The following is a 23366-nucleotide window of genomic DNA, read 5'->3' as shown; positions in this document are numbered from 1 at the left end:
CCACAGTGAAAGGACGTCAGACGGAGGACTCGTCCGTTGTGGAGGAGGACTCGTCCGGCACCGAGGGCGACTCGTCCGCGATCTGCACGATGACGAGCGTCACGTTGTCGCGACCGCCATTCTCGAGGGCCGCAGCGAGCATCGCATCGACGGCGGCAGCCGGATCGGCGTTCTCGCGGAGGAAATGCTGGATGCCGTAGTCGGTCAGCTCCTTCGTTAGTCCGTCAGAGCAGATCACGAAACGATCTCCCGGGCGCACATCGAGCGTGACGTAGTCGGGAGCGGTGAGCTCGCTCGCCCCGACCGCTCGTGTGATCACATTGCTGTACGGATGACCTTCGGCCTCTTCGGGGCTGATCTTGCCTGCCGCGATGAGCTCCTGCACGACCGAGTGGTCGGTGGTGATCTGCACCAGGCGATCGTCCCTGAGGAGGTACACGCGCGAGTCGCCGATGTTGAGCGACGTCCAATGCGGCTCGTCGCCCTCGAACTCGAGGAAGACTCCGGTGAGCGTCGTCCCTGTACCCTCGTCCGTGGTCTCCGGATGGTCGGCGATGTCGGCCACCGCCATCTCCAACGCACCCTCGATGGCGCCGCGATCGACCGCGCCAGCAGCGACCACGGCGTCGAGCCGCTTCACCGTGCTGCGGCTCGCGATCTCGCCGCCCGCATGGCCACCCATGCCATCGGCGACGATGAAGAGCGGATAGTCCGCGAAGAACGCGTCCTGGTTCGTCTCACGTCGCCGCCCCACGTCGGTGACGCCTGCCCAGGACAGGAGCAGCTGACGCTGCGCAACCGTGACGCGGCGCGTCTTCGTCGTCGTCTCAGCCACTCGTCGCCTCCGGATTTCCTGCGGTTCGGGCTACCCCAGGACACTCACATATCGTAGTGGACGCCGCGACGGCCGCACGCGCACCCCCGGCCATCACGCGGAGTCCTGCGGCGCCGACTCTGGGCTGCGACATGAGCATGCCTCCACGTTATCGTCTTCCACCGTTGCTCTTCACCACGCCGCGAGCGCCCCATACAGCACAGAGCCCCCGACCGAAGTCGAGGGCTCTGTGCGGTATGCGATCAGGCCGGAGGCTGCGTGGGATCCGTGGGCGGAACCTGCGGAGCGGCCGGAGGCGCTGCGGGCGGAGCCGGCGGTGCCGTGGGCGGTGCCGTGGGCGGCGTCGACGGAGCAGCCGGCGGAGCACCGGTGGTCGACGGGGCCGCGGGCGGAGCGTAACCGGGCTGGGCGGGCGGAGCGTAGCCGGGCTGCGCGGGCGGTGCGTATCCCTGCGGCGCGGGCGGCGCGTAGCCCTGCTGAGGAGCGCCGTAGCCCTGCGGAGCGCCGTAGCCGGGACCGGCTGCCGGACGCGGCTGCACAGGAACGCCATCCCAGACGGTGGAATCGGCGAGGAAGCTGTTTCCTGCCCACGGTGCGGGAACGATGTTCGGGTTCCAGCGCGACTTGTCGAACGCGTTGATGCCGTACCAGACGATCGAGAGCAGAACGAACAGGACCACCCAGACGGCATCCTTCTGCAGCTTCAGTCCGACCCGCCATGCGGCCAGAGCGAGCACCACAGCGAGAGCGATGCCGGTCAGGAAGTTGAGGTACGGAATGAACGAGAGACCGATGCCGATGAGGACGACCCACGGCGAGATGTCACCCAGCTTCGCGAAGATCATCGTGTTGTACACCGGCACCCACGCGCGCCACTTGCCCTGGACGCCAGCCTTTTCGAAGATCTTCATGAGGAAGATCGACGAGATCACATAGAACGCCAGCGCAAAGAGCAGACTGATCAAGAAGACGACGAACAGACCGGCGATAGCCGCCCCGTTGTCGTAATAGTCGTTGTACATGATCCCCTCCGGATCCGATGGAGCGGACGCTGTGCGCGCCGCGAGACCCACCATATCGGTGTGCTGATATTCGGGGCAACGACACACGCAGAGACAGCGCACTGCCCGTCATGCACCGTCATTCCGCGACGACGAGCTCCTCGACACCGCGGTCGTCGGTCGGTCGAAGGACGAGACCCCTGCTCGCCGCCCATGTCCGAAGCGTGCGAAGCGACCGAACTCGCGGGCGGTCCTCCGCCAGCGCGCGCACGAGAAGACCCTTGGACTTCTTGTTGAAGTGATTGAGAGCCCGTCCGTGCTCGGTGACGACCCGCACATAAGCGGAGGGCACGGAGTCCGGCACGGGACCGAGCGCGACGTAGGCCTCACTGCGCAGATCGAGAATGAAGTCGGGGTCCTCCCCCGCTATGGCCGTCGTGGTCGCGTCTGCCCAGTGCCTGCGCAGCGCAGCCAGGCCCGGCACTGAGGTCCCGGCAGCGAGCCGGTACGGCGGAATGAGATCGAGCGCCCCGATCGGCCCCAGCGGCGCCGAGTGGATCCAGACGTGCGAACCGAGCCAGCGGCGAGACGCTGGGTCGAGACTGCCCGCGTCGAGAGCGTCATACAGAACGCCCGTGTAACGGTCGACCGCCGGCATCGTCGCGGCCGAGCGCAGCATCCGATTGTGCTCGACATCGCCTGCCTGCTTGGGGCTCAGCTTCAGCACTCTGCGCGCTGCTTGCTCGTCGTGCGCCAGATCGATGAGCGCATCGATCACCGCTCGGCGCTCGGCGACCAGCCCGGGGAGCGCCAGCGAGCTCTCGTCGAGAGGCGCATCGCGTCCTCCGGGTCGCTTGGTCTCCGACGGGGGCAGCAGAATCTTCATGAGACCTCGGGATACAGACACGTCCGCCCCGACCCACTGAGGGCCGAGGCGGACGCGAGGAACTGGGACTGATCAGGCGATGAGAGCCGCGTTGCCTGCCACGATCGTCAGGACGTCGCTCTCCATCGAGAGGAATCCGTCCTGCGCGTTGGCGAGCACCTTTGTGCCATCCGTCTGCGTGATCCGGACCTCGCCCTGGGCGAGGATCGCCAGGACCGGCTCGTGGCCGGCCATGAATCCGATCTCACCCTCGACGGTCTTGGCGACCACGAGGCTCGCCTCTCCCGTCCAGACCTCCGCATCCGCGGAGACGAGGCTGACATGCAATGCCATGATCAGCCGTTCTCCTTCTGGATCTTCGCCCACTGCTCTTCGACATCGGAGATGCCACCGACGTTGAAGAAGGCCTGCTCGGCGACGTGGTCGAAGTCACCGCGGGCGATCGCATCGAACGACTCGATGGTCTCCTTGAGCGGGACGGTCGAACCCTCGACACCCGTGAACTTCTTGGCCATGTAGGTGTTCTGCGAGAGGAACTGCTGGATACGACGTGCACGAGACACGACGATCTTGTCCTCTTCGGAGAGCTCGTCGACACCGAGGATGGCGATGATCTCCTGCAGTTCCTTGTTCTTCTGGAGGATCTGCTTGACCGTGGTGGCGACGCGGTAGTGGTCCTCGCCCAAGTAGCGGGGGTCCATGATGCGCGACGTCGAGGTCAGCGGGTCGATGGCCGGGTACAGACCCTTCGACGCGATCTCACGCGAGAGCTCCGTGGTGGCGTCGAGGTGGGCGAACGTGGTCGCCGGTGCCGGGTCGGTGTAGTCATCGGCGGGCACGTAGATCGCCTGCAGCGAGGTGATCGAGTGGCCACGGGTCGACGTGATGCGCTCCTGCAGGAGGCCCATCTCGTCGGCGAGGTTCGGCTGGTAACCCACGGCGGAGGGCATGCGGCCCAGCAGCGTGGAGACCTCGGAACCGGCCTGCGTGAAGCGGAAGATGTTGTCGATGAAGAGCAGCACGTCCTGCTTCTGCACGTCACGGAAGTACTCCGCCATCGTCAGAGCCGAGAGGGCGACGCGCAGACGCGTTCCCGGCGGCTCGTCCATCTGGCCGAAGACGAGGGCCGTCTTGTCGAAGACACCCGCCTCTTCCATCTCGTGGATGAGGTCGTTGCCCTCACGGGTGCGCTCACCGACACCGGCGAACACCGAGACTCCACCGTGGTCCTGCGCGACGCGCTGGATCATCTCCTGGATGAGGACGGTCTTGCCGACACCGGCTCCACCGAACAGACCGATCTTTCCACCCAGCACGTACGGCGTGAGGAGGTCGATCGACTTGATGCCGGTCTCGAACATCGTGGTCTTCGACTCGAGCTGGTCGAAGTTGGGAGCCTTGCGGTGGATCGGCCAACGCTCGGTGACCTCGATGGTCTCGCCGGGCTCGAGGTTCAGGACCTCGCCGATCACGTTGAAGACCTTGCCCTTGGTGACGTCGCCGACCGGGACCGAGATGGCCTCGCCCGTGTCGCGGACTTCCTGGCCGCGGACGATGCCGTCGGTGGGCTTCAGCGCGATGGCGCGAACGAGGTCGTCGCCGAGGTGCTGAGCGACCTCGAGGGTGATCTCCGTGGACTCCTCGCCGATGACGATGGTGGTCTTCAGAGCGTTGTAGATGTCGGGGATCGAGTCGTGCGGGAACTCGATGTCGACAACCGGACCGTTGACGCGCGCGACGCGCCCGACGACCGCGGTCGCCGGCTGGTCAGCCGTAGCGGTGGGGGTCATTTCTTCGTCTCTTTCCTGATGGTCTATTTGCTCGACGAGAGGGCGTCGGCGCCGCCGACGATCTCCGCGATCTGCTGCGTGATCTCCGCCTGACGCGCGTTGTTGCGCAGACGGGTGTAGTCGGTGATGAGCTTGTCGGCGTTGTCGCTGGCCGACTTCATCGCCTTCTGCGTGGCGGCCTGCTTGGCGGCAGACGACTGCAGGAGAGCGTTGAAGACGCGGCTCTGGATGTACACCGGCAGGATCGCGTCGAGGACTGTCTCGGCATCCGGCTCGAACTCGTACAGCGGGTAGACGGCGCTGCCCGCTTCCGAGTCATCGGCTTCCGCGATCTCCAGCGGGAGCAGTCGCACGGATTCCGGCGACTGCGTCATCATGCTGACGAAGCGGTTGTACACGAGGTGGATCTCGTCGACGCCACCCTCGTCCGCACCGCGCGAGAAGTCCTCGAGCAGCGTGGCCGAGATCTCCTCCGCCGTGTGGAACGACGGGGTGTCGGTGTCGCCCGTCCACTCCACAGCAGCCGCGATGCGGCGGAACTGGAAGTAGCCGACGGCCTTGCGTCCGACGAGGTAGAACACCGGCTCCTTGCCCTGCCCCCGCAGGAGCTCCGCCACCTCGAGACCCTCACGGAGGATCTGCGAGTTGAAGGCTCCGGCGAGACCGCGGTCCGACGAGAAGATCACGACCGCAGAACGGCGGATCGTCTCGGGCTCGCGGGTGAGCGGGTGGTCGACGTTCGAGTGCGTCGCGACGGCGGACACGGCCCTCGTCACGGCCCGCGCGAAGGGGCTGGACGCTTTGACGCGTGCCATCGCCTTCTGGATGCGCGAAGCCGCGATGAGTTCCATCGCCTTCGTGATCTTCTTGGTCGTCTGAGCAGAAGAGATCTTCTGCTTGTAGACCCTGAGTTGAGCGCCCATGAAATCAGTTCCTCACGCGATTACGCGCGACGACCCTTGACGATCTTCTCCTGGTTGACGTCCTCAGCCTCGGCTGCAGCGTGCTCCTCGTGACCCGGGGCGCCGATGGCCTGCCCCTTGCCACCCTGGAACTCCAGAAGGAAAGCGTCGGTGTGCTTGTCGAGCTCGGCGACGGTGTCGTCATCGAGGACGTTGTTCTCGCGCAGGGTCTCGAGCACCTTCGTGTTGCGACGCAGGTAGTCGAGCAGCTCGCGCTCGAAGCGAAGAACGTCCGAGACCTCGAGGGTGTCGAGCTTGCCCTTCGTTCCGGCCCAGATCGAGACGACCTGCTCCTCGACGGGGTACGGCGAGTACTGAGGCTGCTTGAGCAGCTCCGTCAGGCGCGCTCCACGGGAGAGCTGACGACGCGAAGCCGCGTCGAGGTCGGATGCGAACATCGCGAACGCCTCGAGGGAGCGGTACTGCGCGAGCTCCAGCTTCAACGTTCCGGAGACCTTCTTGATCGACTTGACCTGAGCGTCACCACCGACTCGCGACACCGAGATACCCACGTCGACCGCCGGACGCTGGTTGGCGTTGAAGAGGTCGGACTGGAGGAAGATCTGGCCGTCGGTGATCGAGATCACGTTGGTCGGAATGTATGCCGAGACGTCGTTCGCCTTGGTCTCGATGATCGGGAGACCGGTCATCGAACCTGCGCCGAGCTCGTCGGACAGCTTCGCGCAACGCTCGAGCAGACGCGAGTGCAGGTAGAAGACGTCACCCGGGTAAGCCTCGCGGCCCGGCGGACGACGCAGGAGAAGCGACACCGCACGGTAGGCCTCAGCCTGCTTCGACAGGTCGTCGAAGATGATGAGGACGTGCTTGCCGCCGTACATCCAGTGCTGGCCGATGGCCGAACCGGTGTAGGGAGCGAGGTACTTGAAACCGGCGGGGTCGGATGCCGGAGCCGCCACGATGGTGGTGTACTCCAGAGCGCCGGCCTCTTCGAGCGCGCCCTTCACCGAAGCGATTGTCGAGCCCTTCTGACCGATGGCGACGTAGATGCAGCGCACCTGCTTGTTGACGTCGCCCGACTCCCAGTTGGCCTTCTGGTTGATGATCGTGTCGATCGCGATGGCCGTCTTGCCGGTCTGGCGGTCACCGATGATCAGCTGACGCTGACCGCGGCCGACGGGGATCATGGCGTCGATGGCCTTGATGCCGGTCTGCATCGGCTCGTGCACCGACTTGCGCTGCATGACACCCGGTGCCTGCAGCTCGAGCTCGCGAACGCCTTCGGTGGCGATGGAGCCGAGGCCGTCGATCGGGTTACCCAGCGGGTCGACGACGCGACCGAGGTAGCCGTCGCCGACGGGAACCGAGAGGACCTCACCCGTGCGGGTGACTTCCTGGCCGGCCTCGACGCCGGTGAAGTCGCCGAGCACGACGACACCGATCTGGTGCTCGTCGAGGTTGAGCGCGAGACCCTTGGTGCCGTCCGCGAAGGTGACGAGTTCGTTCGCCATCACCCCGGGCAGTCCCTCGACATGCGCGATGCCGTCGGCTGCGTCGATGACGGTGCCGACCTCGGTCGCCGCGGCCCCAGTGGGCTCGTATGCTGCGGCGAAGTCCTTCAGCGCGTCACGGATGACGTCGGGGCTGATCGATAGTTCTGCCATTGTCTTCCCTTTGTATCTGGGTGCGCGGTTCCCCGCGCGAAGTCGTGTTAGCCGGCGAGCTTCTGGCGAAGATCGGCGAGACGGGCGGAGATACTGCCGTCGATGACGTCATCGGCGATCTGCACGCGCAGGCCTCCGACGACAGAGGGGTCGTTGACCTCGTTGAGCGAGATCTTGCCGTCGTAACGACGCGAGAGAGCGTCGCTGAGACGGGTGCGCTGTGCGTCGGTGAGCGGTGTGGCGCTGTGCACCGTCGCGACCACACGGTCGCCCTGGTCGGCGACGACCCGCGTCGCACGGGTGAGCATCTGCCGAACGCGACGGTCACGAGGCTGGCGCACCAGCGACGAGACGATCACGGCGGTCGCGTCGCTGACGCCCCCGGCGAGAAGCCTGTCGACGAGCGCGCCCTTGGCGTCTTCGCCCCCGAGGCGGCTTCCGAGCGCGAGCTCGAGCTCCGCGTTCGCGGCGATCACCCGGGTGAAGCCGAAGAGCTCTCCCCCGATGTCAGCCTGCGGTTCGGCGATCGCGGCAGCCCTGATCGCGAGTTCCTCGACGCCGTCCACGAGCTGGGAAGCCGATGACCAGCGCTCGGCGACGACCGTCTTCAGGACGGTCTGCGCGTTCTGCGAGAACCCGCCGAACACCGCGGCGACGACGTTCTGTCGCGCCACGACCGGAGCCGACGGGTCAGCGAGCGCGCCGCTCAAATGAGACGACTCCGCCACGGCGCGTGCGGCTGCGAACAGCTCCCGCGCCGTGTCGAGAGTGACGTCCGTCGCTGCGGCAAGCGTCTGAGTGGATGCCGCGAGTGCCTGAGTGGTCGCGCTGCCCATTACTGAGCCGCCTTCTCGGATGCTTCGAGGTCGGCGAGGAAGCGGTCGACGACCGCGGTCGCACGTGCATCGTCGGAGAGCGTCTCGCCGACCACGCCACCGGCGAGGTCGATCGCGAGCGAGCCGACCTCGCTGCGCAGCGAGACGAGAGCGGTCTGCCGCTCGGCCTCGATCTGCGTGTGCGCGGTCGCGGTGATGCGAGCTGCTTCGCTCGACGCGGCCTCCTTGGCCTCGGCGACGATCTTCTTGCCGTCCTCACGGGCGGCTTCGCGGATCTCACCGGCCTCGGTGCGTGCCTCGGCGAGCTGACGGGTGTACTCCTCGAGCGCGGCCTCAGCCTGCTTCTGTGCTTCGTCCGCCTTGGCGATGTTGCCCTCGATGGCGGCGGACCGCTTGTCGAGCATTGCCGTGAACTTCGGAAGGGCGACCTTCCACACGACGATGAGGATGACGAGGAACCACAGACCCGACCAGATGATGTCGTACCACGCAGGGATCAGAGGGTTGGGTGTTTCACCCTCTGCTGCGAGGTTCGTGACAAGAGCGTTCAGCATCCTGTCTCCTTCAGAAGTCGGTTCGGATTACGGGAAGGGGATGAATCCGACGGCGATGCCGACGAATGCAAGCGCCTCGGTGAAGGCGATACCGATCCACATGAGGACCTGCAGGCGGCCGGCCAGCTCGGGCTGACGAGCGACACCCTCGATGGTCTTGCCGACGACGATACCCACGCCGATGGCCGGACCGATCGCTGCGAGGCCGTAGCCGACCGATGCGAGGTGACCGTTGATGTCTGCGAGAACCGTAGTAGCGTCCACGGGTTTTTCCTTTCGTTGGGTGGGACGGCAGTTGCCGACCCGCTCAGTGCTCTTCTGCGACCGCGAGCTGGATGTAGACCGCGGTGAGGACGGTGAAGACGTATGCCTGGAGAACGGCGACCAGGATCTCGAAGAGAGTGAAGGCGCCGCCGAAGGCGAGGGTTCCGACACCGAGAGCGGCCCAGCCGCCACCTGCGGTGAAGAAGAAGAACTGGGTGGCTGCGAAGCACAGCACCAGGAGCATGTGGCCGACCACCATGTTCATCAGGAGTCGGAGCATCAGCGTGACGGGCCGGATGATGAACGTCGAGAGGAACTCGATCGGCGTCACGATGATGTAGACCGGCCACGGAACGCCGGCCGGGAACAGCGCGTTCTTGAAGAAGCCCAGCGGGCTCTTCTTGATACCCGCGTAGATGAAGGTGATGTAGCTCACCAGCGCGAGCGTCAGCGGCACGGCCGCGATGCTCGTGCCTGCGATGTTCAGGAACGGAATGATTCCCGTGATGTTCATGAACAGCACCATGAAGAAGATGGTGGTGAGGATCGGCAGGAATCGGTTGCCGTCCCTGCGTCCGAGCAGATCGTGCGCGATATTGGTGCGGACGAAGTCCAGCCCCATCTCGACGACGCTCTGGAAGCGTCCGGGGACGATCTTCATACGGCGGGTTCCGAGGACGAGGATCAGCACGACGGCGACCACGGCGAGGAACTGCACGAGGTGGATTCGGTGCACGGGGATACCCGCGACTTCGAAGAGGATCTCCGGGAAGAACTCGTCGATCGAAGGTCCGTGGAACTCGCCGTCAGAGGCGAGTTTGGGCATCAGGGTCGCAGCAAGATTGAACAGCGCGGGCTCCAGCTTCGGGGCACCGGTCAGAACCGGGGCGACGATGGTCGGTGTGCTTCAAGCGCAAGCGCTCGCGGGCGAGCGGCGGGCACGTCTCAACACTATCAGAATAAGAGGGTGTCCTAAGACCGCGGGTGCTGTTCGCCGGAGCCGTCCTGCACAGGGGGTTCGGGCACGATGTGGTGGCGTCCGGGCGCACGATCCTCCGGCACGACGGTCGGCAGCTCCACCCCCGGCGCGCGGTCGATCGGAGCCTCGGAGGGAAGGGACGCGTCGCTCACGTGCGGAAGGCGCATCCGCGTGATGACGATCACGTCGATGACGAGGGTCGCCACCACGCCCGCGACGATCGACAGGAAGAACACCATCGGCTCGATCCACGGCTGCCCGCTCAGGACGATCATGATCACGACGAAGAGGCCGAGCTTCAGAAGCCATCCGCCGAGCACGATCGCGAAGAACAGCTGCACGTAGAGCGGATCCCCGAACCAGCGGTTGGCGATGAGGATGCTGAGGGCCGTGATGCCGAGGAACAGCATGGCGAGCACGACGCCCAGCAGGCCGCTGACGAGACCTTCCGTCCCGCCGACGAGGAGGCCGATCGCTCCGGCGACGATCGCGAGGACCGCCATCGAGACCGCGGACCAGATCAGCGTCTTCCGCAGGATCGGATTGCTGGAAACAGGGCTCGGGCTCACGGGGACTCCACGGGTGTCGGGTCGGACTCAGCAGACGCCGCGGGCTTCCGTCGGCGCAGAGGATTCAGGGTGATGACGAGGCACGCGGCGATTCCCACCAGGCCGAACACAACTCCGGGGAGGTACTGGCCGGGCCAGTCCTCACGCGCGCCCACGTACATGAGGAGGACGGCCAGGGAGATGACCGCGGTCCAGGCGTAGAAGATGAGCACGGCGTCGCGGTCGCGGTGGCCGAGGTCGAGCATGCGGTGATGCAGGTGCTTGCGGTCGGGTGAGAACGGCGACTTCCCCGCGTTCATCCGTCGCAGCACTGCGAGCCCGAAATCGAGGAGCGGCAGCAGCACGACCAGAAGAGGGAGGAGGATCGGGATGAACGCGCCGAGGAGCTGCGATCGTCCGAGACGCTCGGGATCGAGGGCCGACGGCTCGAGCTGCCCGGTCACGGCGATCGCGGACGTCGCCATCAGCAGACCGATCACGAGCGCTCCCGAATCGCCCATGAAGAGCTTCGCAGGACTCCAGTTGAACGGGAGGAAGCCGAGGCACGCGCCGATCAGCACTGCGGCGAGGAAGGATGCGAGGTTGAAGTAGCTCGATGCTCCGGTGTCACGCGTCAGGATGTAGGAGTAGGCGAAGAACACGCCGTTCGCGATCAGGCAGACGCCGGCGACGAGGCCGTCGAGGCCGTCGATGAAGTTGACGGCGTTCATCACGATGACGATCGCGAACATCGTGATGGTGATGCTCAGCCAGCTCGAGAAGACGATCAGATCGCCGAACGGCAGGGAGAGGATCTGCAGCCCGCCACCGACGGTGATGATCCCGGCAGCGAGGAACTGTGCGCCGAGCTTGATCATCCAGTCGAGATCCCACAGATCGTCGACGACGCCGATGACGGCGATCAAGAGGGATGCGGCGAGGATCGACCACATCGTCTGCGGCGGCATCCACATGGTGGTGAAGAACGGATTCAGAGCCGAGACCCCGATCGCCGCTGCGATGCCGAGGAAGATCGCGACGCCACCGAGACGGGGAGTGGGAGTCGTGTGCACATCCCGCTCTCGGATGCCGGGGTACAGCTTGAAACGCAGGCTCAGCTTCCAGACCGCCCAGGTCAACGCGAAGGTGATCGCGGCGGTCAGGATGATCGTGAGGAGGTACTGCTTCACGAATCCCCGTCCGATTCCGGCGACGGCGCCTCGGGTTCGAGCAGGTCGCCGAGCACCTCCTCCAGCCGTTCGCGGCTGACGGCGCCGGCTCTGAGGATGCGAACACCACCGGCGGCGGGCTCCGCGCCGCGGGGAACCAGGGAGGTCGCGTCGACGATCGTCGACGCGACCCCGTCGCGACTGACGCCGTCTGCGAGATACACCGACACGCTGTCTCCGAGCATCCGCTCGGCATCGAACGCGGAGATCGCCGACTCACGGCCGGTGAGGTTCGCGCTGGAGACGGCCAGCGGTCCGGTCTCCGCCAGGAGCTCCAGCGCGACGCGCCCCTCGGGCATTCTGACGGCGACGGTCCCCTCCGTGTCGCCCAGGTCCCAGACGAGAGAGGGCTGAGCGGGGAGAACGATGGTCAGGCCGCCGGGCCAGAAGGCGTCGACGAGTCGCTGGACGGGCTCGGGAACGGACTCCGCCAGCGCGTGCAGCGTCTCCTTCGTGCCGATGAGCACGGGAGGCGGCTGATTGCGCCCTCGCCCTTTGGCGTCGAGGAGGCGCTGTACGGCAGCGGGAGAGAACGCGTCGGCGGCGACGCCGTAGACCGTGTCGGTGGGCATGACGATGAGTTCGCCGCGGGCGATGGCCTGGCGGGCGTGGCGCATGCCGGCGAGGAGCTGGGCCTCGTCGCCGCAATCGAAGATGGAGGACATGACGATCCGATTCTAGTTGGCGATGTCTGTGCGGTTCGTGTCTGCGCGTCAGGGACGCAGAGCGGTCGTCGCGCGGTCTCGCAAGGTGAGGTCGCGGTGCGTCGCGGCGGCACGCCAGCCGTCGCGCGTGAGGATGCTGCGGATCTCCTCGCCCTGGAGCTCCCCGTGCTCGATCACCAGCAGCCCGCCCGGATGCAGCAGCTCGAGCGCGCGCACGCTGAGCACACGCACGATGTCGAGCCCGTCTTCTCCCCCGTACAGCGCCATCGACGGATCGAAGAGCCGAACCTCAGGGTCACGAGGCACCGCGGCGTCCGGAACGTACGGCGGGTTCGAGATCACGACGGAGGCAGTGCCGTCCAGCTCCGCGAACGCGTGCGCCAGGTCGTCGTTCACGAGGGTGAGGTTGGCCACCCCCGCCGTGTTCCGAGCCGCCCACGGATACGCGTCGGGCGAGAGCTCGGCGGCGAAGATACGCGCATGGGGCACCTCGGTGGCCATGGCGAGTGCTATCGCCCCGCTGCCGGTGCCGAGATCGATGCCGATCGGGTCGGGAAGCGCGGACCCGAGGAGCGCGTCGATCGCGTACTGCACGACCGTCTCGGTCTCAGGTCGCGGGACGAAGACTCCGGGCCCGACCGCGAGCTCGAGGTGGCGGAACGGCGCCGTTCCGGTGATGTGCTGCAACGGCTCCCTGCTCGCACGACGGGCAACCAGAGCCCGCAACGCCTCGGCGTCCGCCTCCTCCACCGCATCACCGCGGATGATCGATGCCTGCACCTCACCACGCCGCGCGCCGAGGACGTGACCGGCGAGCAGCTCCGCGTCGACGAGAGGATCCGTGACGCCGGCGTCTGCGAGCTGTCGGGCCGCCGCATGCACGGCGGAGGCGAGGGAGAGATCGGACATGGATCAAGCGTAGAGCGCGGCAGGTGTCATATTGCCCACCCCCCTAGGGCTCTCGCCTAGGCTGGAGCGCGCAGTCCCCCGCACAGGAAGGCTCTCCCCATGCCCGGTATCCACTCCGACATCACCTCCGCTTTCGGCAACACTCCCCTGGTTCGTCTGAACCGGGTCACCGAGGGCCTCGGCGCGACAGTTCTCGCCAAGCTCGAGTTCTACAACCCGGCCTCGAGCGTCAAAGACCGGCTCGGCATCGCCATCGTCGACGCTGCGGAGGCCTCGGGCGAGCTGAAGCCCGGAGGCACGATCGTGGAGGCGACCAGCGGCAACACCGGTATCGCGCTGGCGATGGTCGGCGCCGCACGCGGGTACAAGGTGATCCTCACGATGCCCGCGTCGATGTCCAAGGAGCGGCGCCTCCTTCTCAAGGCGTTCGGCGCCGAACTAATCCTCACCGACCCCACGAAGGGCATGACGAACGCGATCGCCGAGGCGGAGGCGATCGCCGCCCGCACTCCGGGTGCCATTCTCGCGAAGCAGTTCGCCAACGAGGCGAACCCCGCGATCCACCGCCGCACGACGGCCGAGGAGATCCTCCGCGACACGGAGGGCTCCGTCGACTACCTCGTCGCCGGCATCGGCACGGGCGGAACCATCACGGGCGTCGGTCAGGTCCTGAAGGAGCGCGTCCCCGGGGTGAAGATCGTCGCCGTCGAACCCAAGGATTCGCCTATCCTCACCGAGGGACACCCCGGGCCGCACAAGATCCAGGGCATCGGACCTAACTTCGTGCCTCCGATCCTCGATCGCGATGTCCTCGACGAGGTCATCGACGTCACGTTCGACGACGCCATCCGTGTCGCGCGCGAGACCGCGAGCCGCGAGGGCATCCTCGTGGGCATGTCGAGCGGAGCCGCGATCTGGGCCGCTCTGCAGGTCGCCCAGCGCCCGGAGGCTGCAGGGAAGACGATCGTCGTCATCATCCCCTCGTTCGGCGAGCGCTACCTCTCGACGGCGCTCTACGAGGATCTGCGCGAGGCCTGAACTCCCGATGGACATGATCGGCCGAATGCGTGAGGACATCGCGGCAGCCCGACTTCGCGACCCCGCCGCGCGCAGCGGCGCCGAGGTGGCACTGCTGTATCCGGGGATGCACGCGATCTGGGCCCATCGGGTCTCGCACGCGCTGTGGCGCCGCCGGCTGCGACTGCTCGCCCGTGCGACATCACAGGTGTCGCGATGGCTCACCGGGATCGAGATCCACCCCGGCGCGCGCATCGGTCGACGCTTCTTCATCGACCATGGCATGGGCGTGGTCATCGGCGAGACGGCAGAGGTCGGCGACGATGTGATGCTGTATCACGGGGTCACTCTCGGCGGCCGCACGCGTGACTCCGGCAAGCGGCATCCGACGCTCGGCGACGGCGTGGCCGTGGGAGCAGGCGCGAAGATCCTCGGACCGATCACGATCGGCGAGGGCTCCGTGGTCGGAGCGAATGCCGTCGTCACTCGCGACGCCCCGGCGGACAGCATCCTCGTCGGCGTGCCGGCCAAGCCCCGCGCACGGGTCATGGGCGAGGACACCCGAGCGGTGCTCACCGCACCCGACTACTCGATCTGACGCGCCCGCGCTGTCAGGCCGCCCCGCGGCGAGACCTCACCTTGTCGACCTTCTTGCGAAGGAAGATCAGTGGCAGCAGCACGCTGCCGAGCGCCGTGATCAGCCAGACGATCACCGATCCGAGCAGCCAGCCCACGAGATCGACGATGCGCAGCCCGCCGATCGGCAGCAGGACGACGACCACGAGGGCGATGAGCGTCGAGAAGATGCCGATGCCGCCCATCAGGACCGGTGCATAGCGATCCGCGATCTTGCTGACCCATGGTGAGAGCACGCTCTGCAGCACGGCGAAGATCAGGATGCAGAGCACGAACCCCCACCACTGGTCCCACTGGATCTGGAACCCCTCGAGCGCGAGGTCGGCCACGATGAGACCGAGACCGGCCGAGATGACGTACATCAGCGCGCGGAAGAGGAAGGTGATCACGCGCTGAGCATATCGCTCTCACTGGGCGACGAAGAAGGGGATCGCGCCCGACAGGATGCCGACGGCGAGCATCACGAGCGACACGATCACCGCGCGCCACAGCACCTTCCTGTGGTGATCGCCCAGGTTGACGCTGGCGAGCGAGACGAGCAGCAGGATCGCCGGCACGAGCGGGCTCTGCAGGTGGACCGGCTGACCGATGATCGATGCCCTCGCCATCTCGACGGGGTCGATGCCGAACGTCGCCGCGCTCTGCGACAGCACCGGCAGGATGCCGAAGTAGAAGGCGTCGTTCGACATGAAGAATGTGAACGGGATCGACAGAACACCGGTGATGGGTGCGAGGAAGGGGCCGAGCGCAGGCGGAAGCACGTCGGTGATCCAGGTCGCCATCGCATCGACCATCCCGGTGCCGGTCAGGACGCCGACCAGGACTCCGGCCGCGATCACCATCGAGACGACACCGACGATGCTGGGCGCATGGGCCACGATCTCGGACGCCTGCTCCTTGATCCCTCGGAAGTTGACCAGCAGCGCGACGGCGGCACCGACCATGAACACGTACGGGAGCGGCATGATGTCGAGAACGAGCAGCACCATGACGGCGACGGTGAGCGCGAGGTTGAACCAGATCAGTCGCGGCCTCAGCGTCGGGCGCGCGGGGTCGAGCATGGTGTCCGCCATGGCGGTGTCGGCCGGGTCGACGCTGGCCGCGGCGACGGGCCCTCGCCCACCGGCGACGACGACGATGTTGCCGGTGCGGAGCGCTGCACGGGCGCCGGGCTTCGGTCCGGCACCGCGGAAGATCCTCGGCACTGTAGAAAGAGCACCGCCGTCGGAACCCGTGAGCAGCCCTTCGAGGCGCCCGAGTCGGCGGCGCTCCCCCAGCCCGAGCATCCAGGCGAAGCCCAGCGTCACGACGATGCCGACGCCGAGAGCCGGCAGCATGGGGACGAAGATGTCCGTCGGCTGCAGTCCCAGAGCGGTCGCCGCGCGCACCGTCGGCCCGCCCCAGGGAACGATGTTCAGAGTGCCGTTCATCAAGCCGGCGACGCACGTGAGGACGACCGGACTCATGCCGAGACGGAGATAGATCGGCAGCATCGCCGACGTCGTGATGATGAACGTCGTCGAGCCGTCGCCGTCGAGCGAGACGGCTCCCGCGAGGATCGCGGTTCCCAGCACGACCTTCGCCGGGTCATCGCCGAGAACACGCGTGATCACCCGGATCAGCGGATCGAACAGGCCGACGTCGATCATGATGCCGAAGAACATGATCGCGAACATCAGCAGCGCTGCGGTCGGGGCCATCGTGGCGATGGAATCGAGGATCATGTCGCCCATGCCGAGCCCCGCACCGGCGAACAGCCCGAACACGGTCGGCACGAGGATCAGCGCCACCATGGGCGTCAGTCGCTTCGTCATGATCAGCGTCATGAAGGCCAGCACCATGGTGAATCCCAGGAGGACCAGAACCCATTCGGGCGGCACGAACGCGACGTCGTAGGTCGGCGCCTCTTCTGCGGCCGTGGACAGGCCGGTGAGTGCATCGAGCATGCTGTGACTCCTTCGTCGAAGCTCCGTCGACTGCGACGGATCCTGACGAGACTAGGCAATCCCTCCCCGCAGAGCGCGGTATGCCGCATTCTCGGATGTTGTGCGCGTAGCGTGGGTTCTGCGCATATTGCGCGGGAGCAGAGAGGGAAGGACCACGGTGTCGACGACGACGACGCGACCTCGGTTCGCGACCCGCACGCTGCTGCTGCATCTCGCCACGGTCGCCCTTGTCGTCGTGATGTGCACCGGCGTGTACCTCCTTCTCGCCGTGCAGCAGCTTCGCACCGAAGCCGAGTCCACCGCCCTCGGCATCGCCCGGACCCTCGCCGAGGACCCGCAGGTCCGCGACGAGGTCGCACGAATCTCGGCCGCCGAAGAGGCGCCGGACCCGGACGAGCTCAGGAAGGGCGAGCTCGCGCGCCTTGCAGCGGACGTCTCTGACCGCACCGGTGCACTGTTCGTCGTCATCGCCGATGAGGACGGCATCCGCCTCGCCCATCCCACCAGTTCACGCATCGGCCAGATGGTGAGCACACCCTTCGAGGAGGTGCTCGCCGGGAACGAGGTGGTCGACTGGCAGACCGGAACCCTCGGCGAGTCGGCTCGCGCCAAGGTCCCCGTGCTCGACGATGCGGGGATCCCCGTCGGCGAGGTCAGCGTCGGATTCGAGCGCACAGGCGTCTTCGATGACCTGCCTCCGCTGCTCGCGGTGATCGGCATTACCGCCGCCGGTGCCCTGGCGCTGGCTCTCCTCGCTTTCCTGCTGCTGCGCCGTCGCTGGGAGCACCTGACGCTCGGCGTGCAGCCCGAGGAGCTCGTGGCGCTCGTGCAGAACCAGACAGCAGTGCTGAATGGCGTGGATGACGGCGTCCTGGCCGTCGACACGGCAGGGATCGTGCGGGTGAGCAATGATGCGGCCGATCGGATGCTCGGTCTCGGCGCCGCTGTGGGACGACGGCTGGCGGAGCTCTCGCTGCCGACCGCTGTCGTCGAGACCGCGACGGGAGCGCCCACGACGTCGAGCACCGTCGTGGACAACCGCGTGCTCTACCTCGATTCCCGTCCGGTGATCCGCGACGGCAGGCCGCTCGGACATGTGCTGATCATCCGTGACCGCACCGACCTCATCGCTCTGACGGAGCGACTGGAGACCGTGCAAGCCGTGACCGCCGCCCTGCGCGTGCAGCGTCACGAGTTCGCGAACCGGATGCACGTGGTCGCGGGGCTCATCGACGCAGCCAGGATCGACGATGCTCGGGGATTCCTCGATGAGCTCGTCGAGCGCGGCTCGGTCGCATTCCCCGTCGCCGGGCTCGACCTGCTCAGCGACCCGTTCCTGCACTCTTTCCTGGGCGCCAAAGGGATCGAGGCCGGTGAACGCGGCGTCTCCCTGCGCGTCGCGGACGAGAGCCAGCTGATCGGCAGCGTGGCAGAACCGGAGGACGTCGCCGCCGTCGTGGGCAACCTCGTCGACAACGCGGTGACCGCCGCCGTCGCCGGAGCGCGGACTCCCCGCTGGGTCGAGGTCGCGGTGCTCGGAGACGGCGACGCGCTCGTCGTCACGGTCGCAGACTCGGGACCGGGCCTCGCGGGGATCGACCCGATGGCTCCGAGTCAGCCGCGCGACGACGACACAGACCGCGTGCACGGCCGCGGGCTCGGCATCCCGTTGGCTCGAGACATCGCGCGACGCCGCGGCGGCGATCTCTGGATCATCGACGCCGGAGGCGAGGAGCACGGTGCCGTGTTCGCCGCTCGACTCGGTGGCGCCGTCACCGACACATCGACGACTGAGGAGAACCGATGAACGATCCCCTGCGGGTGCTGATCCTCGACGACGACTTCCGCGTCGGACGACTGCACCGGAGCATCATCGACGACCAGCCCGGATTCTCGGCACTGGAGCCCGTCCGCACCCTCGCCGAGGCACGGGACGGCATCCGCTCATCACGCCCTGACCTCCTCCTGGCGGACGTCTTCCTCCCGGACGGAGACGGCATCGCCCTCGTGCGCGAAAGCGGCGTGGACGCGATCCTCATCTCGGCCGCCGACGACGCGCCGACGATTCGACGCGCGCTCAGATCAGGCGCCGTCGGGTACCTGCTGAAGCCGTTCGATCGTCGGGCGCTGGTCGGCCTGCTCGAGCGCTACGCGCGGTATCGCAACCTGCTCGCCGGAGATCGTCCCCTTCGCCAGGAGGACACCGATCGCGCCCTGGCGATCCTCCACGGATCCGGAGAACCGGTGTCTGTCTCGCGATCCGCGACCGAGCAGCTGGTGCTCGCCGCTCTCGGCGACGGCGAGGCGTCGGCGGCAGAAGTCGGAGAGCGCGTCGGGATCTCCCGTGCCACCGCGCAGCGCCACCTCGCGGCTCTCGCTGCTCGGGCGGTCGTGGAGGTCCGCCTGCGCTACGGGGCGACCGGACGGCCGGAGCACCGGTACGCGGCCCGCTCCTGACCCGCGCCGCAGCTCAGCGGCGTCACCTCAGGAGTCGGAGCCCACCGCGGCGAGTCGAGCCTCTTCGTCGGCCTGGATCGCACTCTCGATGATCGGCTCGAGAGCGCCGTCCATCACCTGATCAAGGTTGTAGGCCTTGAATCCCGTGCGGTGGTCGGCGATGCGATTCTCGGGGAAGTTGTAGGTGCGGATGCGCTCTGACCGATCCATGCCGCGGATCTGCGACTTGCGTGCATCGGATGCCGCGGCATCCAGCTCCTCCTGCTGCTTCGCCAGCAGTCGCGCCCGGAGCACGCGCATCGCGGCCTCACGGTTCTGCAGCTGCGACTTCTCGTTCTGCATCGACACGACGATTCCACTGGGCACGTGTGTGATGCGCACGGCCGAGTCGGTCGTGTTGACCGACTGACCGCCCGGGCCCGAGGACCGGAAGACATCGATCTTCAGGTCGTTCTGATTGATCGCGATCTCGTCGGGCTCGTCGACCTCGGGGAACACCAGCACTCCGGTGGTCGAGGTGTGGATCCGCCCCTGCGACTCGGTCGCGGGCACGCGCTGCACGCGGTGCACGCCGCCTTCGTACTTCAGGTGCGCCCAGACGCCCTGGGCGGGGTCCGTGGACGATCCCTTGATCGCGACCTGGACGTCCTTGTAGCCGCCGAGATCGGATTCGTTGCGCTCGAGGAGTTCGGTCTTCCAGCCCTTGGAGGCTGCGTACTGGATGTACATGCGCAGCAGATCCGCGGCGAACAGCGCCGACTCTGCGCCGCCCTCCCCCGCCTTGATCTCCATGATGACGTCGCGCGCGTCATCGGGATCCCGTGGGATGAGCAGTCGGCGCAGCTTCTCCTGCGATGACTGCAGCCCCTCTTCGAGGGTCGGGATCTCAGCGGCGAACGCCTCGTCCTCGCGGGCGAGCTCCCTCGCGGCGTCGAGGTCATCGGATGCCGCCGCCCAGGCCTCATAGGCGGCGACGATCCTCGACAGCTCGGCGTAGCGACGGTTGACGCGCTTCGCCCGAGCAGCATCGGCGTGCACCGCCGGGTCGGAGAGCTCCTCCTGCACCCGGCGATGCTCGTCGATCAGAGTCTGGACGGACTCGAACACCCCGGCTCCGCTCAGCGGATGTTGTTGTCGTGTCCGTGCGCACCCGAGGGGAGCGTCGGAATCGACTTCTGCATCTGCACGAGGAACTCGACGTTCGAGTGGGTCTCCCTGAGCTTGCCCAGGACGACCTCGAGCGCCTGCTGCTGGTCGAGGCCTGCAAGGGCGCGACGCAGCTTCCAGGTGATCTTGACCTCGTCGGTCGACAGCAGCATCTCTTCGCGGCGGGTGCTCGACGCGTTGACGTCGACGGCCGGGAAGATGCGCTTGTCGGCGAGCTGGCGCGACAGGCGCAGTTCGCTGTTGCCGGTGCCCTTGAACTCCTCGAAGATCACCTCGTCCATCTTGGAGCCGGTCTCGACCAGCGCCGTGGCGAGGATCGTCAGGGATCCGCCGTTCTCGATGTTGCGCGCAGCACCGAAGAAGCGCTTGGGCGGGTACAGCGCCGAGGCGTCGACGCCACCCGAGAGCACCCGTCCGGATGCCGGAGCAGCGAGGTTGTACGCACGGCCGAGGCGGGTGATCGAGTCGAGCAGCACGACGACGTCGCGGCCCAGCTCGACGAGACGCTTGGCGCGCTCGATGGCGAGCTCGGCGACCGTGGTGTGGTCTTCTGCCGGACGGTCGAAGGTCGAGGCGATGACCTCGCCCTTCACCGTGCGCTCCATGTCGGTGACCTCTTCGGGGCGCTCGTCGACGAGCACGACCATGAGGTGGACCTCGGGGTTGTTCTGCGCGATCGCGTTGGCGATCTGCTGCAGGACGATCGTCTTGCCGGCCTTGGGCGGCGCGACGATGAGGCCGCGCTGTCCCTTGCCGATCGGGGCCACGAGATCGATGATGCGCTGCGTGAGCTTCTCGGGCGCCGTCTCGAGGCGCAGACGCTCCTGCGGGTAGAGCGGCGTGAGCTTGCCGAACTCGACACGGGTCGCGGCGTCGTCGATCGACAGGCCGTTGATCGAGTCGACCTTCACCAGCGCGTTGTACTTCTGGCGGCCCTGCTGCTCACCCTCGCGGGGCTGCTTGATCGAGCCGACGATCGCGTCGCCCTTGCGGAGGTTGTACTTCTTGACCTGTCCGAGCGACACGTAGACGTCGCTGGGGCCGGCGAGGTATCCGGTCGTGCGGACGAAGGCGTAGTTGTCGAGCACGTCGAGGATTCCGGCGATCGGGACGAGGACGTCGTCCTCGCCGATCTCGGTGTCGAACTCGTCCGTCGGCGCGCCGCCGCGGCGCTTGTTGCGCTGACGGTTGCGGCCGTTGCCGCCCTCGTCTTCGGCGGGTGCCGTCTGCGGCTGCTGCTGCTGCTGGGGCTGCTGCTCGCCGCCCTGGCCGTTGCCGTTCTGGCCGCGTCCGCGGTTACGGCTGCGGTTGCGGTTGCGGTTGCGACCGCCCTGCTCCTCGCCGTCGCCGGAATCCGAGGAGGAGTCCGCCGCGGGTGCTGCCTCGGCCGGTGCGGCGTCAGCGGGCTTCTCGGCTGCGGGAGTCTCGGCCTCGGCAGCAGGCTTCTTCGCCGTGCGGCGTCCGCGACCGGTGGTCTTCTTCGGCTCGTCGGCAGAACCCGCCTCTGCGGAACCGGCGTCCGCGGAGCCGTTGGACTCTGCGGTCTTCGCTGCGGGAGCCTCGGTGGATTCGGCGGGTGCCGGCGCGGAGGCTGCAGGAGCCTCGGCGGTCGCCGCAGGAGACTCAGCGTTCTCTGCGTCAGCCTTCTTCGCACGGCTGCGGCGAGGGGCCTTCGCCTTGGGTGCCGCGTCGGCGGCGGGTGCCTCGGCTGCGGGAGCCTCGGTGGCCGGTGCGCTGTCGGTGGATGCTGCGGCCTTCTCGGCCTTCTCAGCCTTCGCGGCGGCGGTCGCGGTGCTCGCACGGCGCGGAGCGCGCTTGCGGGCCGGTGCGACCTCGGTCGCGGCGGTCGTCGCGGCGTCGGAGCTCGCGGCCTTCGCCGCAGCCTCGGCGGCGGGTGCCGCCTGGTCGTTCTGGGTCTCGGAGAAATTCTCCACGAGTACTCCCTCTTTGGTCTCGGGGACATGAGCGGCACGCGCACAACGGGTGCTGCGCGCGATCGCACGGGCTGACGCTCGGCGTCAGCCAGCCTCTGCACTGGGTTCTCGGAAAGAACGAGGTTCTCGGTGAGAGCAGTGCGACAGGGGTTTTGCGTGCGGGTCTTGCAGAGTTGCAATGGGGCCAGATTCACGCAGTTACGTGGAGCCCTCCGCTCGATTCCCCACTGTACCACCACGCACGTCGACCGCGAGCAGCAGCGCATCCCACGGGGTGTCGGTCGTCGATTCCGCCAGTTCCACGGCGTCCTGACGACTTCCGGGGCCGTCTGCGAGAACCAGCACGCTGGGTCCGGCGCCGGACACCACGGCGGCGAAACCTGCCGCACGGAGCGTCTGGACGAGCCGCTGCGTCTCGGGCATCGCCTCGGCGCGGTAGTCCTGATGCAGTCGGTCGGCGGTCGCGTCGAGCAGCAGCTCCGGGCTCTGCATCAGCGCGGCGATGAGCAGCGCCGAGCGCGAGACGTTGAAGACCGCATCGGCCGTCGACACCTGCGGCGGCTGCAGCGATCGCGCCTTCGACGTCGACATCGTGTACGACGGAACGAGCACGAGCGGCGAGACGCCGCGGTGCACGAGGAGCTTCTTGTGCTGGGGACCTCGTTCGCCGACCCAGGCGATCGTCAGACCGCCGAACAGCGCGGGAGCCACGTTGTCGGGGTGCCCTTCGATCTCGGTGGCGAGGCGCAGCATGTCGACGTCGTCGATGTCGACGTCGCCCTCGAGCAGGCCCTTCGCCGCGAGGATCCCCGCCGCGACCGCCGCGCCGGAGGACCCGAGTCCGCGCCCGTGGGGCACCCCGTTCTCCGCGACGATGCGCAGGCCCGGGACGGCGCGATCGACGTCGGCGTACACGTGAGCGATCGTGCGGACGATCAGGTTCGAGTCGTCACGAGGGATCTCGCTCGCGCCGGAACCCGAGACCTCGATCTCGAGCTCGCCGGCGGCGAGCTCGGTCACAAGAAGCGTGTCGTAGACACTGAGCGCGAGTCCGAGCGTGTCGAATCCGGGACCGAGGTTGGCGCTGGTCGCCGGCACGGTCACCTCGACCGTGCGCCCTGCCGCCATC

24 protein-coding genes are annotated in these 23366 nt (G+C 67.3%); 4 read left to right on the top strand and 20 right to left on the bottom strand.

The features are described 5' to 3' along the window. Positions 1-16: 16 nt before the first annotated feature. The 15 genes from ACIPV5_RS09320 to prmC form a co-directional block, all read right to left on the bottom strand. The gene (locus ACIPV5_RS09320; RefSeq protein ID WP_053095767.1) at positions 17-835 is read right to left on the bottom strand and encodes a PP2C family serine/threonine-protein phosphatase; all 819 of its coding nucleotides are present in this window, start codon (positions 833-835) and stop codon (positions 17-19) included. Between the two features lie 242 nt (positions 836-1077). Then, entirely contained in the window at positions 1078-1857 is a 780-nt protein-coding gene (locus tag ACIPV5_RS09315; RefSeq protein ID WP_157538147.1) for a DUF5684 domain-containing protein, read from the bottom strand. Positions 1858-1975: 118 nt separating this feature from the next. Then, positions 1976-2722 carry a YaaA family protein gene (locus ACIPV5_RS09310; protein WP_400340863.1) on the bottom strand — a complete coding sequence of 249 codons (747 nt, stop codon included), beginning with the start codon at positions 2720-2722 and terminating at the stop codon, positions 1976-1978. Positions 2723-2794: 72 nt separating this feature from the next. Continuing rightward, positions 2795-3055 carry a F0F1 ATP synthase subunit epsilon gene (locus ACIPV5_RS09305; RefSeq protein ID WP_053095764.1) on the bottom strand — a complete coding sequence of 87 codons (261 nt, stop codon included), beginning with the start codon at positions 3053-3055 and terminating at the stop codon, positions 2795-2797. A gap of 2 nt (positions 3056-3057) precedes the next feature. Next, positions 3058-4512, bottom strand: a complete 1455-nt coding sequence (gene atpD, locus ACIPV5_RS09300) for a F0F1 ATP synthase subunit beta (protein ID WP_053095763.1) — start codon at positions 4510-4512, stop codon at positions 3058-3060. 23 nt (positions 4513-4535) lie between these two features. Continuing rightward, positions 4536-5435, bottom strand: coding sequence for a F0F1 ATP synthase subunit gamma (locus tag ACIPV5_RS09295; protein ID WP_400340862.1), 900 nt, complete (start codon positions 5433-5435; stop codon positions 4536-4538). 20 nt (positions 5436-5455) lie between these two features. Then, positions 5456-7096: a F0F1 ATP synthase subunit alpha gene (gene atpA, locus ACIPV5_RS09290; protein ID WP_400340861.1), complete on the bottom strand. Its 1641-nt coding sequence runs from the start codon at positions 7094-7096 to the stop codon at positions 5456-5458. Between the two features lie 47 nt (positions 7097-7143). Beyond that, positions 7144-7932, bottom strand: coding sequence for a F0F1 ATP synthase subunit delta (locus ACIPV5_RS09285; RefSeq protein WP_053095760.1), 789 nt, complete (start codon positions 7930-7932; stop codon positions 7144-7146). Continuing rightward, a complete protein-coding gene (locus tag ACIPV5_RS09280) occupies positions 7932-8486 on the bottom strand; it encodes a F0F1 ATP synthase subunit B (RefSeq protein ID WP_053095759.1) in 555 nt (184 codons plus the stop codon). The genes ACIPV5_RS09285 and ACIPV5_RS09280 overlap by 1 nt, the downstream gene beginning before the upstream one ends. Positions 8487-8513: 27 nt before the next feature. Next, on the bottom strand, positions 8514-8750 hold the full coding sequence (gene atpE, locus ACIPV5_RS09275) for an ATP synthase F0 subunit C (protein ID WP_042541851.1): 237 nt from the start codon (positions 8748-8750) through the stop codon (positions 8514-8516). 43 nt (positions 8751-8793) lie between these two features. Next, positions 8794-9576, bottom strand: coding sequence for a F0F1 ATP synthase subunit A (gene atpB, locus ACIPV5_RS09270; protein ID WP_400340859.1), 783 nt, complete (start codon positions 9574-9576; stop codon positions 8794-8796). A 146-nt stretch (positions 9577-9722) separates the two neighbouring features. Further along, positions 9723-10298 (bottom strand): hypothetical protein, encoded by a 576-nt coding sequence (locus ACIPV5_RS09265; protein WP_400340857.1) that lies wholly within the window; start codon positions 10296-10298, stop codon positions 9723-9725. Further along, positions 10295-11467 carry an MraY family glycosyltransferase gene (locus tag ACIPV5_RS09260; protein ID WP_053095756.1) on the bottom strand — a complete coding sequence of 391 codons (1173 nt, stop codon included), beginning with the start codon at positions 11465-11467 and terminating at the stop codon, positions 10295-10297. Before ACIPV5_RS09260 ends, ACIPV5_RS09265 begins: the two co-directional genes overlap by 4 nt. After that, entirely contained in the window at positions 11464-12171 is a 708-nt protein-coding gene (locus tag ACIPV5_RS09255) for an L-threonylcarbamoyladenylate synthase (protein ID WP_053095755.1), read from the bottom strand. The genes ACIPV5_RS09260 and ACIPV5_RS09255 overlap by 4 nt, the downstream gene beginning before the upstream one ends. Before the next feature lie 48 nt (positions 12172-12219). Further along, entirely contained in the window at positions 12220-13080 is an 861-nt protein-coding gene (prmC, locus tag ACIPV5_RS09250) for a peptide chain release factor N(5)-glutamine methyltransferase (RefSeq protein WP_056278391.1), read from the bottom strand. Positions 13081-13179: 99 nt separating this feature from the next. Between prmC and cysK the strand changes: the two genes are divergently transcribed. Further along, positions 13180-14118, top strand: a complete 939-nt coding sequence (gene cysK, locus ACIPV5_RS09245) for a cysteine synthase A (RefSeq protein WP_053095753.1) — start codon at positions 13180-13182, stop codon at positions 14116-14118. 7 nt (positions 14119-14125) lie between these two features. After that, positions 14126-14695 (top strand): serine O-acetyltransferase EpsC, encoded by a 570-nt coding sequence (gene epsC, locus ACIPV5_RS09240; protein WP_053095752.1) that lies wholly within the window; start codon positions 14126-14128, stop codon positions 14693-14695. A gap of 13 nt (positions 14696-14708) precedes the next feature. Here the strand turns inward: epsC and ACIPV5_RS09235 are convergent, their stop codons facing one another. Next, positions 14709-15122 carry a hypothetical protein gene (locus ACIPV5_RS09235; RefSeq protein WP_053095751.1) on the bottom strand — a complete coding sequence of 138 codons (414 nt, stop codon included), beginning with the start codon at positions 15120-15122 and terminating at the stop codon, positions 14709-14711. An 18-nt stretch (positions 15123-15140) separates the two neighbouring features. Further along, positions 15141-16679: a CitMHS family transporter gene (locus ACIPV5_RS09230; protein WP_400340855.1), complete on the bottom strand. Its 1539-nt coding sequence runs from the start codon at positions 16677-16679 to the stop codon at positions 15141-15143. Positions 16680-16836: 157 nt separating this feature from the next. Between ACIPV5_RS09230 and ACIPV5_RS09225 the strand changes: the two genes are divergently transcribed. Together ACIPV5_RS09225 and ACIPV5_RS09220 are read left to right on the top strand one after the other, a co-directional pair. Next, positions 16837-18486: an ATP-binding protein gene (locus ACIPV5_RS09225; RefSeq protein ID WP_400340854.1), complete on the top strand. Its 1650-nt coding sequence runs from the start codon at positions 16837-16839 to the stop codon at positions 18484-18486. Next, a complete protein-coding gene (locus ACIPV5_RS09220) occupies positions 18483-19136 on the top strand; it encodes a response regulator (protein WP_072591109.1) in 654 nt (217 codons plus the stop codon). Before ACIPV5_RS09225 ends, ACIPV5_RS09220 begins: the two co-directional genes overlap by 4 nt. Before the next feature lie 27 nt (positions 19137-19163). On the opposite strand, the gene prfA is transcribed toward ACIPV5_RS09220, so the two are convergent. The 3 genes from prfA to thrB form a co-directional block, all read right to left on the bottom strand. After that, positions 19164-20243, bottom strand: coding sequence for a peptide chain release factor 1 (prfA, locus tag ACIPV5_RS09215; protein ID WP_320488016.1), 1080 nt, complete (start codon positions 20241-20243; stop codon positions 19164-19166). Between the two features lie 11 nt (positions 20244-20254). Then, entirely contained in the window at positions 20255-22237 is a 1983-nt protein-coding gene (gene rho, locus ACIPV5_RS09210; RefSeq protein ID WP_400340851.1) for a transcription termination factor Rho, read from the bottom strand. A gap of 198 nt (positions 22238-22435) precedes the next feature. Next, entirely contained in the window at positions 22436-23365 is a 930-nt protein-coding gene (thrB, locus tag ACIPV5_RS09205; RefSeq protein ID WP_400340850.1) for a homoserine kinase, read from the bottom strand. Position 23366: the final 1 nt, after the last annotated feature.

The organism is Microbacterium sp. NPDC090014 (assembly GCF_044748285.1).
Lineage (GTDB): Bacteria > Actinomycetota > Actinomycetes > Actinomycetales > Microbacteriaceae > Microbacterium.
Note: the sequence above shows the minus strand (reverse complement) of the source record. Positions and strands in the feature narration are given on the sequence as shown.

What these genes read in the sequence shown, in the direction of transcription:
- ACIPV5_RS09315 (WP_157538147.1), bottom strand. Translation starts at nt 1,857, where the DNA reads ATGTACAACGACTATTACGACAACGGGGCGGCTATCGCCGGTCTGTTC.
- ACIPV5_RS09310 (WP_400340863.1), bottom strand. Translation starts at nt 2,722, where the DNA reads ATGAAGATTCTGCTGCCCCCGTCGGAGACCAAGCGACCCGGAGGACGC.
- ACIPV5_RS09305 (WP_053095764.1), bottom strand. Translation starts at nt 3,055, where the DNA reads ATGGCATTGCATGTCAGCCTCGTCTCCGCGGATGCGGAGGTCTGGACG.
- atpD (WP_053095763.1), bottom strand. Translation starts at nt 4,512, where the DNA reads ATGACCCCCACCGCTACGGCTGACCAGCCGGCGACCGCGGTCGTCGGG.
- ACIPV5_RS09295 (WP_400340862.1), bottom strand. Translation starts at nt 5,435, where the DNA reads ATGGGCGCTCAACTCAGGGTCTACAAGCAGAAGATCTCTTCTGCTCAG.
- atpA (WP_400340861.1), bottom strand. Translation starts at nt 7,096, where the DNA reads ATGGCAGAACTATCGATCAGCCCCGACGTCATCCGTGACGCGCTGAAG.
- ACIPV5_RS09285 (WP_053095760.1), bottom strand. Translation starts at nt 7,932, where the DNA reads ATGGGCAGCGCGACCACTCAGGCACTCGCGGCATCCACTCAGACGCTT.
- ACIPV5_RS09280 (WP_053095759.1), bottom strand. Translation starts at nt 8,486, where the DNA reads ATGCTGAACGCTCTTGTCACGAACCTCGCAGCAGAGGGTGAAACACCC.
- atpB (WP_400340859.1), bottom strand. Translation starts at nt 9,576, where the DNA reads ATGCCCAAACTCGCCTCTGACGGCGAGTTCCACGGACCTTCGATCGAC.
- ACIPV5_RS09255 (WP_053095755.1), bottom strand. Translation starts at nt 12,171, where the DNA reads ATGTCCTCCATCTTCGATTGCGGCGACGAGGCCCAGCTCCTCGCCGGC.
- prmC (WP_056278391.1), bottom strand. Translation starts at nt 13,080, where the DNA reads ATGTCCGATCTCTCCCTCGCCTCCGCCGTGCATGCGGCGGCCCGACAG.
- cysK (WP_053095753.1), top strand. Translation starts at nt 13,180, where the DNA reads ATGCCCGGTATCCACTCCGACATCACCTCCGCTTTCGGCAACACTCCC.
- epsC (WP_053095752.1), top strand. Translation starts at nt 14,126, where the DNA reads ATGGACATGATCGGCCGAATGCGTGAGGACATCGCGGCAGCCCGACTT.
- ACIPV5_RS09230 (WP_400340855.1), bottom strand. Translation starts at nt 16,679, where the DNA reads ATGCTCGATGCACTCACCGGCCTGTCCACGGCCGCAGAAGAGGCGCCG.
- ACIPV5_RS09220 (WP_072591109.1), top strand. Translation starts at nt 18,483, where the DNA reads ATGAACGATCCCCTGCGGGTGCTGATCCTCGACGACGACTTCCGCGTC.
- thrB (WP_400340850.1), bottom strand. Translation starts at nt 23,365, where the DNA reads ATGGCGGCAGGGCGCACGGTCGAGGTGACCGTGCCGGCGACCAGCGCC.